The 14,683-nt window shown below is 71.6% G+C and carries 9 protein-coding genes; 7 read left to right on the plus strand and 2 right to left on the minus strand.

Features of this window, described 5'->3' with window-relative positions; translation table 11 throughout:
* Positions 1-159: 159 nt before the first annotated feature.
* The 5 genes from AB0M95_RS00270 to AB0M95_RS00290 all read left to right on the plus strand — a co-directional run bounded on the left by AB0M95_RS00270 (position 160) and on the right by AB0M95_RS00290 (position 5,955).
* Positions 160-1,269 (plus strand): ricin-type beta-trefoil lectin domain protein, encoded by a 1,110-nt coding sequence (locus tag AB0M95_RS00270; RefSeq protein ID WP_363757660.1) that lies wholly within the window; start codon positions 160-162, stop codon positions 1,267-1,269.
* 685 nt (positions 1,270-1,954) lie between these two features.
* Positions 1,955-2,641, plus strand: a complete 687-nt coding sequence (locus AB0M95_RS00275) for a thermostable hemolysin (protein ID WP_363757662.1) — start codon at positions 1,955-1,957, stop codon at positions 2,639-2,641.
* Positions 2,642-2,692: 51 nt separating this feature from the next.
* On the plus strand, positions 2,693-4,279 hold the full coding sequence (locus AB0M95_RS00280; protein WP_363757664.1) for an AMP-binding protein: 1,587 nt from the start codon (positions 2,693-2,695) through the stop codon (positions 4,277-4,279).
* Between the two features lie 3 nt (positions 4,280-4,282).
* On the plus strand, positions 4,283-5,233 hold the full coding sequence (locus AB0M95_RS00285; RefSeq protein ID WP_363757666.1) for a TauD/TfdA family dioxygenase: 951 nt from the start codon (positions 4,283-4,285) through the stop codon (positions 5,231-5,233).
* Positions 5,233-5,955, plus strand: a complete 723-nt coding sequence (locus tag AB0M95_RS00290; RefSeq protein ID WP_363757668.1) for a class I SAM-dependent methyltransferase — start codon at positions 5,233-5,235, stop codon at positions 5,953-5,955. The genes AB0M95_RS00285 and AB0M95_RS00290 overlap by 1 nt, the downstream gene beginning before the upstream one ends.
* Here AB0M95_RS00290 and AB0M95_RS00295 read toward each other — a convergent pair.
* The gene (locus AB0M95_RS00295; protein WP_363757670.1) at positions 5,948-6,577 is read right to left on the minus strand and encodes a winged helix-turn-helix domain-containing protein; all 630 of its coding nucleotides are present in this window, start codon (positions 6,575-6,577) and stop codon (positions 5,948-5,950) included. The two genes, AB0M95_RS00290 and AB0M95_RS00295, sit on opposite strands and share 8 nt — an antisense overlap.
* A gap of 201 nt (positions 6,578-6,778) precedes the next feature.
* Between AB0M95_RS00295 and AB0M95_RS00300 the strand changes: the two genes are divergently transcribed.
* Complete coding sequence (locus AB0M95_RS00300) at positions 6,779-9,577, plus strand: BTAD domain-containing putative transcriptional regulator (RefSeq protein ID WP_363757672.1); 2,799 nt, start codon at positions 6,779-6,781, stop codon at positions 9,575-9,577.
* Positions 9,578-9,646: 69 nt separating this feature from the next.
* Here AB0M95_RS00300 and AB0M95_RS00305 read toward each other — a convergent pair whose 3' ends face one another.
* Positions 9,647-13,810: a hypothetical protein gene (locus AB0M95_RS00305; RefSeq protein WP_363757674.1), complete on the minus strand. Its 4,164-nt coding sequence runs from the start codon at positions 13,808-13,810 to the stop codon at positions 9,647-9,649.
* Between the two features lie 372 nt (positions 13,811-14,182).
* Between AB0M95_RS00305 and AB0M95_RS00310 the strand changes: the two genes are divergently transcribed.
* Positions 14,183-14,683: a MarR family transcriptional regulator gene (locus tag AB0M95_RS00310; protein ID WP_363757676.1), complete on the plus strand. Its 501-nt coding sequence runs from the start codon at positions 14,183-14,185 to the stop codon at positions 14,681-14,683.

Below are 14,683 nucleotides of genomic sequence, written 5' to 3' on the forward strand. Positions count from 1 at the left end.
GATGTAGCCGGTCAATGGCGCCCTGCTGCGACGTCGAGCGCCACGCTCGGCACGCCTTTCCACCCCCCTCTCCCAACGCGCCCACTTCCCCCGGTCCGGCAGGTCGCGGTCGTCACGCGGCCCGCCGAGTTCGGCATGGGCGCGGCCGAAAGGATCAGCATGCGACGTACATTCAGGCTGCTCTGCGCCGCCGTGCTCTGGCTCGCCGCCGCCCTCGGCACGGTGATGGCATCCGCCGTCCCCGCCCAGGCCGAGTCCAACGGTGGCGTGCGGGTCATGCCGCTCGGCGACTCCATCACCGACGGCTTCAACGTGCCCGGCGGCTACCGGATCAACCTGTGGCAGCGGATGGCCGCCGGAGGCCACACCGTCGACTTCGTCGGGTCGGGCTTCAACGGGCCCGCGCCCCTCGGCGACCACGACCACGAGGGCCACAGCGGGTGGCGCATCGACCAGATCGACGCGAACATCGTCGGCTGGCTGCACAGCTACATGCCCCGCACGATCCTGCTGCACATCGGCACCAACGACATGACACAGAACTACGACGTCGCCAATGCCCCGGCCCGGCTGTCGGCGCTCATCGACAAGATCCGGGCGACCGAGCCCATGGTGGAGCTCTTCGTCGCGCAGATCACACCGGCCGCCGACCAGACGTCCGAGTCGCGGATCCAGGCGTTCAACGCGGCCGTCCCCGGCGTCGTCGCGCAGAAGGGGCCGAGGACCCACCTGGTCGACATGCACACCGGCTTCACCACCGCCGACCTCGCCGACGGCGTGCACCCCAACCAGGGCGGCTACGACAAGATGGCGGCGCGCTGGTACGCCGCGCTGCAGTCCGTGCCGGGCAGCCTGACCGAGGTGACCGTCCCGCCGGTGGGCACGGCCATTTCGGTGTTCAACCCCCAGTCCGGCCGCTGCGTGGACGTCCTGGGGGCCGTCACCAACGAGGGCGCGCAGGTGCACATCTGGGACTGCCACGGCAAGAGCAGCCAGCAATGGACCCGCACCGCGGCCGGCGAGCTGCGCGTCTACGGCAACCGCTGCCTCGACGTGAGCGGCAACGGTACGGCGAACGGCACGAAGATCCAGATCTGGGCGTGCAACGGGACGACGGCGCAGAAGTTCACGTTCAACACCGACGGGAGCGTCGTGGGCGCCGGGTCGGGCAAGTGCGTTGACGTGACGGGCGGCGGGACCGAGAGGGGGACGCTGGTGCAGCTGTACGAGTGCAACGGAACCGGGGCGCAGCGCTGGACCGCGCGGTGACCGGCAGGCGGTGCGAGGGCGTCCACGCGGAGCGCCCCCGCACCGCCTCCCGATCGGTCTGACCACCCACCACGGCCCCGGGGCGCTCCCTGCCCCGGGGCCGTTCCACGTCTCGCCGCGGATATCGCCCGTCTCGCCGCGTACGGGGTCTCCTCGGCGGCCGCACGATACCGGGCCGAGCCGCCGTCCTGGTTTCACCAGGGCGACGTCGTGGCGCTCCGGTCCGTTAACGGGCCGGAGCGCCACACGTAATGATCCGGTGGCGCCACAGCCTTTGTCGGGGCCCTTGATTTCGCATCCGGGCACCTATTCCCCGATCGGCACACGGGTCGCCCTGTCGCCCGATATTCTCCGCCGGTAATTCCACTTACCCGAACGCATTTACCCCGCGCACGGCGCGCTTGTCGCGACCAAAGAGAGTCACACTGCCACTGACCAGCGAGTATCCCATTTCGGACGGCCCGATTACTCGAAAAGTGGTGTCCCGATATGGCAGGCGCGGACATACTAGCCGCGTCCACAACCGGGGGGTCTGTCAGCTTCCTGCCAATATCGAATATCGACGGTTGATCAGTTGTCAGCTTGCTGCATAGCACTTTTGAAGAAGCCGCCGCTGTCGTGCGAATGCAAGTCTGTCGATGCGGCCGATATCGGGAGTGGTCGCGTTTAGGAATGGAGGTGAGCGGTGAACTCGAAAACAACGATCAGCACTGGAACCGATTCCCTGTCCACGCTCGTGCCCGCGCCCCCCGCGGAGACGACCCGTCCCGGCCCTTCTGCCCCGCTCCGCCTCCACACGGGGTTCGCCCACCCAGGCACGGCCACCTACCAGATCTGCGTCGACCGCGTGAAGCGCAAGTACCTCGACCACTACGGCGCCGTCGTGGACCCCCGCCCCGACCTGTTCGTCATCGTCTGGGACGGCGGCGGCCCCTCGCCCACCTCCGACGGCACGCTGGGCGTCGCCGGGCTCACCTCCGCCGCCGGACGCAGGCTCCTGTCGGAGAACTACCTGGACGTCCCGGTCGAACACGCCTGCACCGGCCTCGCACCCGGCACGCCCGTCCAGCGCGGCGCCATCGCCGAAATGGGCCCACTCGCCTCCTTCTACCCTGGCGCCGGCATGGTCCTCCTGCGCGGACTGCCGCGGATCGCCCGTCACCTCGGTTACGAATTCCTGCTGTCCACCCTCACCCAGAAACTCCACGCCCTCGCCAGGGCCGCGGGCTGGGACTTCCACACCCTGACCAACGCCCGTCGCGCCGATCTGGCCGCGACGCATTCCGCCGACTGGGGCACCTATTACTCCACGAAACCCCGCACCGGGATCCTCCACTGCGAGCAGACCATCGCTCTCCAAGCCACCGGCTAGAGAAATTCCCGCCACAGCGTCGATATCCGACCGCACGAAAGGAGTCCGCCAATGCGCTGGCTCGACCATGCCCTCGGCCGCCTCGGCTCACTGGAGACGGTGGCCGTCGAGGAACTGCAGCTATCCGGCCCGCCACGCCTGCACACCTATGGGACCGTGCTCGGCGCGGCCGTCCGCACGGGCGACGCGATCGTCGCCGCGGCACGGGGGCGGGAGACCGGCACGAGCACGATCGGCATCCTCACCGGCAACGGTGTGGAGGGGATCGTCGGCGACCTGGCCTGCCTGCTCACCGGCGTGCGATCGGTGCCCATCCCGATCGCCTTCGGCCGTGACCAGGCCCGCCACCTGCTGTCGCACTCGATCGTCTGCCTGGTGGACGAGCAGGGGCGTAAGCGCCTGGCCGAGTGGGGCGGCGAGAGCGAGATCCTGCCCGAGGGCTGCGAGATCATCCCCGTCACCGTCGAGGGAGGACATGACCCGGACGAGATCGCCACCAGGGTCCGTGAGGCCGCCGCCCTGGACGAGCACGCCATCTGCAAGATCGTGCACACGTCCGGCACGACCTCCACCCCGAAGGGCGTCATGCTCCGCAGGGGCGCGGTGGACGACCTGATCGACTCCATCACCAGCCGGGTCGGCGTGGAGGCGTGGCAGCGGTACGTCTCGGTCGTGCCGCTGAGTCTGCTGGTCGAGCAGGTGTTCGCCGTCTACCTGACCTTCCTCGCGGGCGGCACGGTGGTGTTCCTGCCCGAGCAGGTCAAGCCGCTCGGCACCGCCGGCGGCGACGTCGAACAGGTCCGCGGGCTGCTCGCCACGGCCAGGCCCACGGTGTCGCTGGTGCCGCCGTCCCTCGTGGAGTCCATCGCGGCGCGCGCCCGCACCACCCCGGAGGCGACCACCCGCGAGTTGTCGCTGGCGGTGTACGGCCGGGAGGACCCGATGCTGCTGTTCAGCGGCGGCGCCCCGGTGTCCGACCAGGTCCTGCGCGACATGTGGGACCGCGGCCTGCCGGTGTACGTCGCGTACGGCCTGAGCGAGAACGGCTCGGTCGCGACGTTGAACGGCCCCGGGCTGGTCCGCCTGGGCACGGTCGGCAAGCCCCTGCGCCACGTCGAGGTCCGCAGGTCCGACTCGGGCGAGCTGCTGATCCGCAGCACGTCCCTGCTCACCGGCTACCTCGGATCCGACGACCCGACCGCCCTCCCGCTCGACGCCGAGGGCTGGCTGCACACCGGCGACATCGCCGACATCGACGCCGACGGCTACGTCACCATCACCGGCAGGCTCAAGAACATCATCATCACCTCCAACGGGCGCAACGTCAGCCCGGAATGGGTCGAGGCGCAGTACAAGAGCCGCCCCAGCATCGAGGCCGCCGCCGTCTTCGGCGACAACATGGAGCGGCTGATCGCGGTCTTCGTCCTCAGGCGCGGCGCCGACCGGGCCACCGCGCTCGCCGAGATACGCCACGTCAACGCCGAGGTGCTCTCGGAGATCGAGCAGGTCGGCAGCGCCGCGCTGGTCGAGGCCGACGAGACCTTCTACGCCGAGTTCTTCACCGTCACCGGACGACCCCGCCGCAAGGAAATCAAGGAAGCTCTGGCCACCGGCCGATTCGATCTCGTGGAGGTTTGAGACATGCTGGACGGCTTCGCCACGACCGACCACACCGACGGCAAGGGACTGGTCGTCACGACCGGCAACCGCGCCGGGTTCGACACCATCGACCGCGTCGAACTGCTGACCGCGCTGGCCGAACACGGGTACGTCCTGCTGCGCGGCTTCGAATCCGACCCGACCACCTTCTCCGCGCTGATCCAGAGCATCTCCTCGCGCATCACCCTGGACCCGGCGCGCAAGTTCGCGGGCGGCAACGTCGCGCAGAAGATCGAGGCCGGGCTGGTGCCCCAGGGCCTGCACATGGAGAACGGCGCGACGCCGTGGGTGCCGGACCTGGTGTGGTTCTACTGCGAGACCCCCGCCAAGACCGGCTCGCAGACCACCATCTGCGACGGGCGGTACGCCTGGCGGCACCTGCCCGAACCCACCCAGGAACTCTTCCTGTCCACACGCGTCACCTTCGCCCGGCCGATGCCCGAGGACAAGTGGAAGAACCTCGTCGTGCGCCTGCTGGACGGCGCCAAGACCGCCGACCAGGTCACCCTGGACGACCTGTTCGCGGTGACCGACGACGACATGGACGTCAAGTACCAGCTCCGCCCCGACGGATCGGTGCACTACAAGTACTACACCTACGCCGCGCACACCACGCTGTTCGGCCCGGACATCGCGTTCGCCAACAGCATCCTGACCCCATCGGTGAACTACGAGCCCCCGGCGATCGAGTTCGAGGACGGCCGGCCGCTGGACGCCATGCTCATGCGCCAGATCATCGAGGCCACCGAACTGGAGACCGACGAGATCGACTGGCATGCGGGCGACGTCGCGCTGGTGGACAACAGCCGGCTCATGCACGGCAGGCGCAAGATCCGCGACCCGCTGCGCTCCCTCTACAACGCACAAAGCTACGCCAGGCAGGACCTCGTCGGCGCGGTCCGCGACCGGGCCGCCGCTCACCGGGCGGCGTGATGCGTACCCAGTACGACGACATCGGCCAATCGTACGAGCGGCTCAAGCACCAGATGCCGCTGGCGCGGGGGCCGGAGCGGGCCACCTTCGAGGCGCTCACCGCGCAGGTGGCGGGCCGGTCGGTGCTGGACCTGGCGTGCGGGACCGGCTGGTACAGCAGGATCCTCGCCCGCGCCGGCGCGGCCTCGGTGCTCGGGGTGGACATCTCCGAGGAGATGGTCGCCGCCGCCGGGCGTGCCGAGGCGCGCGAGCCGCTGGGCGTCCGGTATCGGGCCTGCGACGCCCGCCTGCTCGGCGTCGCGGGCCGGTTCGACCTCGTCACGGCGGTCTGGCTGCTCTGCTACGCCCGCGACCCGCTGGACCTGTCGGCCATGGCGAGCGCCGCCTACGACAACCTCGCCCCGGGAGGCATGTACGTCGGCGTGGAGATGAACCCCCGGTTCGACTGGGCCGGTCCGAAGGCCACCAAGTACGGGCTGACCCACCGTCCCGACGCGGACTTCCCCGGCGGGAAGGAGCTGACGGTCACCGCGCACGTGGACCCGCCCATCACGTTCCAGGCCTGCTTCTGGGAGGAGGAACCCATCGTCGCCGCCCTGCGCGGCGCGGGCTTCCGCTCCGTGGAACTCGTCCCCGCCACCGTTCCCGCCGACCCCGCCGACACCTTCTGGGACGACTTCCGGACCAACCCCACCATCGTGGGCATCCGGGCGGTCAAGTAACGCCCGGCGACCCACCGGCCACGGTCGTGGCCCACCTGAGATCCACCTTCCCGTGCCAGTGGAGGCCCGTCCCGCGACCGGGCCTCCACTGGCCGTTTCCGGGCCGCGCCTCTCCGCGTGGCTGCCCTGCTGCTCGAGGACGCAGCACGGCTCCGAGGCGGCGCCGGGACGCCTCGCGGCGCACCGCCTCGGCCCACGCGCCGGTCAGGCCGGTCAGGGGCTGGCCTCGCCACAGGCCCAGCGCCTGCCACAGCAGCTCGGCGCGGCCCGGGTCGTCGCCGCGCGTAGCCCTGGCCTCGTCGAGGAGCCGCCGGAACCGGTGCAGGTCGACCTGGTCCTGCGGCGCGTGCAGGACATACCCGGCGGACTGGTACTCCACGGACAGGTCGTCGCCGTCGGCGGCGTTGGCCTCCGCCAGGGCGCGGCGCAGCCGGGTGATGTAGCTGTGCACGGCGCCGCGCGCGGTCGTCGGCGCCGCGTCGCCCCAGACCCGATCGATGATCTTCTCGATGGGGACGGGACGGCCCGCGTCCACCAGCAGCGCCGCGAGGACGGCCTGCTGCTTGCGCGGCCCGAGATCCACCGCGTGCGTGGCCGTCGACAGCTCGACCGAACCCAGCACGCAACTGTGCCATGGCCCGTCCACTCCTGAGAGGCCGGATTGCCCCGATTCATCTGATTGCGCGCACCAGCTAACCAGGACAAGTGGAGAGGCTCAAGAATTCGTTAAGCGCGAATAGAGTGTGGCCCGCCACAGTCGAGGAACATCGATGGCCCGCCGCCGCCCTACGGGAGCGGGCGTCAGGCGGGCGGGGAGGTCAGCATGGATTTCCGGCTCCTCGGCCCCATCGAGGTCTGGCACGCCGACGGCCAGTTCACTCTAGGGCGGCGGGCACAACGATGCCTGCTCGGACTGCTTCTGCTCGACACCGGCCGGGCCGTCCCGGTCAGCCGATTACTGAGCCTGCTCTGGGACGACGACCCGCCGGACAACGCGCGCGGCGTCCTGCACAGCCACGTCGCGCGGCTGCGCGGCACGCTGGACCCGGACCGCTCCGGCGCGCGGGGGTTCCGGCTGCTGCGCCGCGGCGACGGCTACCTCGCCGAGACCGACCCCGCCGCGGTCGACGTGCACCGGTTCAGGGAGCGCGTCGGCCAGGCCCGCCGGACGGCCGACCCCGGCGACCGGACCCGGCTGCTGCGCGAGGCCCTGTCCTACTGGCGTGGCCCGCTGCTCGCGGACGTGGCCACCGAGCGGATGCGCGACCGCGTCGGCCTCGGGCTGGAGGAGCTGCGGCTGTCCGCGCTCGAATCCTGCCTGGAGGCCGAGCTGGACTGCGGCCGGCACCGCGAACTCCTGCCCGAGCTCGCCGACCTGGTGCGGCAGCACCCCGTACGGGAGAAGCTGATCCGGGCGTACATGCTGGCGCTGTACCGCGACGGCCGCCGGCCCGACGCGCTGGCGGTGTACCGCAGCGCGCACGCGCACTTCGGCCGCGAACTGGGCCTGGAGCCCACCGTGGAGCTGCGCCGCCTGCACGAGAGGATCCTCGGCGGGGACGCCTCGCTCCACCCCCGCGCGCCGGAACCGGCCGCCCCCGCCGTGGTGCGCGTCCGCCCGCCGGTGCCCGCGCAGCTACCGCCGGACGTGCCGCGCTTCGTCGGGCGCGCGGCCGAGGTCGCCCGGCTCGACGCCGTCCTCGCCGAGGCCGGGTCGATGGCCGTCGCCTGCCTGTCGGGGACCGCCGGGGTGGGCAAGACGGCGCTGGCCGTCCACTGGGCCCACCAGGTGCGGGACCGCTTCCCGGGCGGGCAGCTCTACGTGAACCTGCGCGGCTTCGACCCGGGCGCCGCGCCCGTGGACCCGGCCGACGCGCTGCGCCGGTTCCTGGGCGCGCTGAACACCCCGCCCGAGCGGATCCCGCAGGACCTGGACGCGCTCGTCGGGCTGTACCGCAGCCTTCTGGCGGGACGGCGCGTGCTGGTGGTGCTCGACAACGCGCGCGACGCCGAGCAGGTCCGTCCCCTGCTGCCCGGCGGGGCGGGGTGCCTGGTGGTGGTGACCAGCCGCGATCCCCTCGCGGGGCTCGTCGCGGCCGAAGGCGCGCAGCCGCTCACGATCGGCCTGCTCTCGCCCGGAGAGGCGCGGCAGATGCTGGCCTCTCGCCTCGGCGAGTCACGGCTCGCGGCCGAGGGCGACGCGGCCGACGAGCTGATCGCGCTGTGCGCGCGGCTACCCCTCGCCCTCGCCGTCCTGGCGGCGCGCGCGGCGACCGAGCCGGACCTGCCGCTGGCCGGGCTCGTCGCGCAGGTGCGCGGCGCGCGCGCCGAACTCGACCCGTTCGCCGGGGACGACCGGGCGACGGACGTGCGGGGCGTGTTCTCCTGGTCGTACCGCACGCTCGGCACGCCGGCCGCGCGCCTGTTCCGCCTGCTGGCGCTGCACCCGGGGCCGGAGATCTCCACGCGGGCCGCCGCCGCCCTGGCCGGGCTTCCGCACGGCCGGGCCCGCGAACTGCTCGCCGAACTGGCCGCCGCCCACCTCGTCGCCGAGCACGTCCCCGGGCGGTTCGGCCTGCACGACCTGCTCCGCGCCTACTCCAAGGAGCTCGCCGCCCGTCACGGTGCGGCCGAGCGCCGCGCCGCCCCGCACCGGCTGCTCGACCACTACCTGCACACCGCGCACGCGGCGGCGATGCTGATCAACCCGCGCCCGGACCCGCTGCGCCTGTCGCCGCCGGTCCCCGGGGCGTCCCCGGAGCCGCACGTGGACTACGAGGACGCGATGACCTGGTTCGCCGTGGAACGCCCGGTGTTGCAGGCGATGGTGCCCTGGTCGGCGGAGACCGGCTTCCCCGCGCACACCTGGCGGCTCGCGTGGACCATGGTCGACTTCCTCGACCGGCGCGGGTTCTGGGACGAGTGGGCGAAGGCCGAGACCGTCGCCCTCGACGCCGCCCGCCGCGTCGCGGACCATGCCGGCCAGGCCCTGTGCCACCGCGACCTCGCCTCGGCGTACACGCAGATGAAGGTGTTCCCGGCGGCGGAGGCCGACCTGCGCGCCGCGCTGGAGCTGTTCACCGAGCTCGGGGACGTGCGCGGCCAGGCGGGCTGCTACAACAACCTCGGCTGGCTCTACGGCGTGCAGGACCGCTACCAGGAGGCGCTGGAGAACGCCGAGCAGGCGCTTCACCTGGTCAGGCTGATCGACGACCCGGTGGAGGAGGCGCGGGCGCTGAACTCGGTCGGCCAGAGCCACGCCCTGCTCGGCGAGCCCGAGCACGCCATCCACTACTGCGGGGAGGCGCTGCTGCTGTTCGAGCGCACCGGCGACCCCCACGGGCAGGCCGCGACGCTCGACGGGCTCGGGCTGGCGTACCAGAAGCTGCCCGACCTCGCCCAGGCGGCCTCGTGCTACGAGCGCGCGGCGGACCTGTTCCGGAAGGTCGGCGAACGCTACTTCGAGGCGGACACGCTCGTGCGGCTCGGCGACGTGCTGCGCGACGCGGGCGACGACCCCGGCGCCCGCCGGGTGTGGCGTCAGGCCCTCGACGTCTTCGAGGAGCTCGACCACCCGGACATGGCGCTGGTCCACGAGAGGCTGGCCGCCACGGCCGCGTGACGCGCCCGGTGAACCGCACGGGGTGGGAGCGGAGGGCTCCGCTCCCACCCCGGACCCGGCAGGGTCAGATCACAGGCCCATCCTGCGCAGGGTCTCGTTCATCGAGTCCGCGTAGAGCCCCTGCCCGAAGATGCTCGGGTGGAAGGACTCGGAGGACACGGGCCTGCTCGGACTGTCTCCGGGGTCCTTCACCGGCACCAGCCAGTTGATGCCCGGGGGCGCCCCGCAGATGTCCTTGTCCGTGAACTCGTCGATGGGGTCGGAGAAGTACGCCCAGTTGCCGTGCACGGAGTTGTTGAAGTCCGACAACGCCTCAAGCTGCCGGGTGCGCATCAACTCGGCCATGTCGGAGAGCCACCTGCGCTCGCTCGGCTGGATGCCGGCGGTCCGGATGGTGCAGATCGGCGGCAAGATGGTGTCGATGGGGAGCAGCTTCGGATACCCCATCACGAGGATCTTGGCGTTGGGCGCCTGCTTGTGCACCTCCGTAAGGACGCTCTTGATGGACAGGGGGACGTTCACGTCGATCCGCCGCCGGGTCGCCGTGTCGAGAGGCTCGGTGTCCTTGTCCAGCGTCGACTGCTCGCAGGAGACCGGGGTGGACTTGTAGAGGCACTGTTCGACGACGTCGGCGAACCTGGCGTCGTTGCCGCCGATGCTGAGCGTGACCAGGGTCGTGTTCTCGTCCAGGAACCCCCGGTCGAGCTGGGACGGCTCGCGGAACCTGGGGGCACCGCGCTCCCCGTCCCCGTTGGTGGGATACGGATGGTCCCCGGGCGCCGTCAGGTACGGCAGGAGCTGCTCGCTCTCCGCGCCGGAGCAGGCGAGCAGGTGGTAGTCCATGTTCGCGTCGAGACGGTCCTCGCGCACGCCGATCCGGTCGGGGGAGTCGCCCATCACCCCGACCCGGGACCAGGCCTGCTTGGAGCGGTGGCAGGCGTTGCGGTAGCCGTTGGACCCGTTGTTGTCGCTCTCGGGGTAGAAGTTCACCCCCGCGAGGTAGGGGTCGCCGGGGTCGACGAGGCTGCCGAGGCTGCCGCTGCCCTCGCCGGACGAGAAGGAGTCGCCGAGGGCTACGACGACGTTGCGCGGCTTGCCGGGGAGCGGCACGAACGCGGCGGCGTCGAAGGCGACGTCCTCGGTCGTGTCCAGCGGGTCGTGCTCGCCGGTGTACGACTCGACGTATGTCTGGTTGGTCAGCTCGATCTTGGGGACGCCGTTGAACGGGAAGACGCCGAGGGACACCCAGCGGTTCTGCAGGGTCCGCTGGGGGATGACCCGCGTCCTCACCCCGTTCGCGGTGTAGATCTTGTAGTTCGCCTGCTGGGTGTGCGCGCCGTGGTCGGGCATGTGCACCATGACCCGCATCCACCCGGTGTACGACCGGTCCATGGTCCAGGTCCCGGACACCCACATGCCGCCGGGGTCCTGGCGGGCGTGGGCGAACCAGAAATGGCTGCCGTACCCTCCGCTGGACTGATGGAAGTCGATCTTCCCTGGATACCGCAGGACGCCGTTCTGCGTCTCTCCGGCGAACCGCAGGCTGAACGTCCCGTTGTTGTTACTCGGATGACACTGCCCGCCGCCCGGTTGCGCCGGCTGCACCGACGGCACCGAGTCGGCCACGTCGTCCACGATGTACGCCGGCACGCCCAGCGTGTTCGCGCAGACGGGCGGATAGCTGTTGCCGTCCGCCTGGTAGGCGTACCCGGGGTCGAACCGCAGCACCTCGTTGCCGCAGTCGAGGCAGTCGGGCCTCTTCCAGCTCGCCGATTGGTGGTACCAGCACTTGAGGTCACGTCCCCGGGGACCGACGTGCATGCACGGGCCCGCCGGATCGCTGATCACGTCCGGGTCCTGCGGGGGCAACTTCACCGCCGGGTCGCAGTCGTTGCTGGCATTGCAGAACATGTCCCTCCGCAGCGGCGAGACGTAGAACCGCGCCTCGCTGCTGGTCCACCACGCGGCCCGGTACCCGGCGACGAAGGTGTCCGGCGCCTCCAGCGAGGTGATCGGGTGCCCGGCCCAGCCCAGCACCTTCTCCTGGTACGGCCACCACTGCGGGTTCCGCGCGTCGTCGTAGGTCGCGTCCAGGAACGGGAGGCGGGTGGCCTTGAACAGAGGGTTGATCGGGTTGTTCCCCCAGCCCACGCCCCACGGCTCACCCGGCCCGCCCTGGGCGTGGAAGCCGCTGTTGTACGCCCAGATCGCGAAGTACCAGTTCTCCAGCCCGGCCGGGTGCCCGTTGTTGAGGGCGATGCCAGCGGCGGTGACCTCGTTCCACTTGTCCTGGAGGATGCGCAGCGACCGGGCGATGTTCGCGGCGAAGTCCACCGCGATGGCCTTCTGCTGGATCGCCGGCAACTGCTGCTCACCATCGAATCGGGGGAACTCCGGCTTGCGCATGCCGTCGGTCACCTGCCCGACCCCGTACCCGCAGTCGGCCTTGCTCCAGTTGATCTCCCATTCGGATGCGGTCCCCGATTTTCGGCCGTAATAGTTGCCGATGAGGGGATTGCCCGTCTCGCCCGGCAGCACCTTGCCGGTCGCCTGCCACAGGTTCGACTCCTGGGCGAGAATGCCCAGCATCACCTGCGGCGGGACGTGGTTGTCGGGGTAGCCGGCGAGCTTCGCCGGGGGGAACATGCCCTGCGGGGTGTACGAGGGCAGCCCCGACTGCTTCCAGTTGGCCTCCCGGGTGACGTTCAGCACGCCCATCACCGCCTGGTCCACCGCCCACTCCACCTGCCGGGGCTTGGGCTGGTAGACCTGGATGCGCGGGTCGTTGCGCGGGACCGCGCAGCTGCCCTCCTCGTCGCTGGGCGAGGTCGGCGACGGCGTCGCGGCGAGGGTCCGGGCGCCGCCCTGCGCGTCCGGTTTCGCCTGCGCGTCCGCTCCGGCCTTCGCGTCCGGTTTCACGTCCGGTTTCGCGTCCAGTGTGGCCTGCGGGCCGGGTCCGGAGGCGCGGAGCTTCGGGTGCGTGGCCCGTCCCGCGCCGTCGCCGCCGGTCGCGGGGGTGAAGTGGAAGTCGAGCCGCTTGCCCGTCGCGGCGACGGTCGCGCTGATCTCGACCGCGCGGGCGCCGGTGGGGGCGCTCAGCCGGGGGTCGGTGGTGTACCCGACGCGGGTCAGCGTCACCTCGGCGTCGCTGGACAGCGCCGCCGTCACCGGCGCGTCAACCCGGGTGACGCGGTCGGGCAGGGCTTCCACGCGGGCCGGCTTGCCGAAGACGGCCACCCGTCCCCCGGCGCCGCGCCCGACGCCGAGCGCGGTCAGGTCGCCCTCGGCCAGCTTGGCCGTCTTTCCGGTGAGGTCGGAGCGCCACAGCCGGGCGTCGCCGCCGTTCCGGTCCATGTAGACGACGCCGTCGCCGTTGTAGGCGAGCTCGAACGGCACCCCGCGCGCGGGTGCGAGCGCGCGCCGCCGTCCCTGCCCATCGACCCGGACGACCCTGCCGTTGTCGGCGGCGACGATCTCCTTGCCCACCGGCAGGGCGGAGGTCAGCTGGCCGTCGATGACGGCCGCCGTGCCGAGCCGTCCGGACGCGGCGTCGATCCTGGTCAGCCGCGTCTTCCCCTGCTTGCCCTCGTCGCTTTCCGTGAACTGCGACAGGACCGCCGACTCGCCGCTGCCGCACCCCGGGCTGAAGTAGGCGAGCGACGACTGCGCGTCCACCTTCCGCACCGCGCCGGTGTCCAGCTCGACGACCGCGACGAACCCGCCCTTGCCGAACAGCTCGGTCTTGTTGGTGAACGTCCTCGGCCCGTACGTCACGACGAGCCGCCGCCCGGACTCGGTGAGGCAGGCGTTGCCGATCCACTGGTCGGCGTCGAAGCCGGGCTCGGACAGGGTCGCGATCGTCCGCCACGTGTAGCCGGACCGCGCGGTGGCGGTCAGGACGTGCAGCCCGTCCTGGTCTCCGGACGTGGTCCAGGCCGTGTCGCCGGAGGCCCGCCAGCCCGGCCGCAGGAGCTCGTCCCGGCGGGCCTCGGCGACGGTCGTGACGGCTTCGGCGGCCTTCGGCGGGGCCGCGGCCGGGGTCGTGGGGTCCTCGCGGGGCGCGGCGTCCGCGACGCCGGTCATGCCGAGGCCGGCCGTCACCGCGAGGGTGACGACGCCGACGGCCAGGGCGCGGAATCGAGGGTGCTCGCGTGGTGTGATCGTCGTCCGAAGTCGCCGGGGCACGGCGGCCTCGGCGTCCGGCGGTCGCCGGGTGATGCGAACTCTGCGCATCTGGAATCCTCCTCGTCTGGCAGGCCACAAGATGGCCACCGGGAGCATCCGGCCCGCGCCTTGACAAGCCCTTGACGCTTCCGCGCGCGACGTCCGCGCGTCCCCGACCGGCCCGGCGCGCGGCGGCAAGCCCGTGTCAAGCCGCCCCGGGGATGCTGGCCATGCACGGACGAACCGGATCCGGCTCCGCCGATCACGCACTCAGGGGGTCCTGAAGTACGTCGACAACATCAGCCAGGCCGTCTACGTCACCAACGCCTACGGCTGACGCCCGGAGCGATCCGGGCGACGGCCTCCACCTCCGCGCGGGCCGATCACTGGGGCACGGCCCGCGCGGAGCCCCTGCCACGAGGAAACATGAGGGGTCGACCAATGATGGCGTCACGTCGTTGCCACGACCTGCCCGGCCGGCGCCCGTTCACCGTGGAGGCCCGGCTGGTCGACATGCCCGACGGTGCGCTGGCCTCGGTGCGCGCGGCCATGCTCGGCTTCGTCGGCGAGTACCTGCTGGACTTCGATCGCGCCGCCGAGGCGGAAGGGCTCACTCAGGCCCAGGCGCGGGTGCTCGGCTTCGCCGTCCAGGGCATGTCGATGGGCGAGGTCGCCCACCATTTCGGCTGTGACCCCTCCAACGTCACCGCCAAGGCCGACCGGCTCGTCGCCCTCGGCCTGGTCGAACGGCGATCCGACCCGAGGGACGCCCGCGTCAAGCTCATCGTCGCCACCCCCGAGGGCGTCGACACCGCCCTGCGGCTGCGCGACCGGCGCACCTGGCTCGCCGGAGCCCTCGCCCGGCTCGACGACGACGAGATCGCCACCGTCCAGCGGGCCCTCGACCTGCTCGGCCGCGCCGCCTCCACCGGCCGGGCCTAG

Origin of the sequence: Sphaerisporangium sp. NPDC051017 (assembly GCF_040683095.1) — a bacterium.
GTDB lineage: Bacteria > Actinomycetota > Actinomycetes > Streptosporangiales > Streptosporangiaceae > Sphaerisporangium.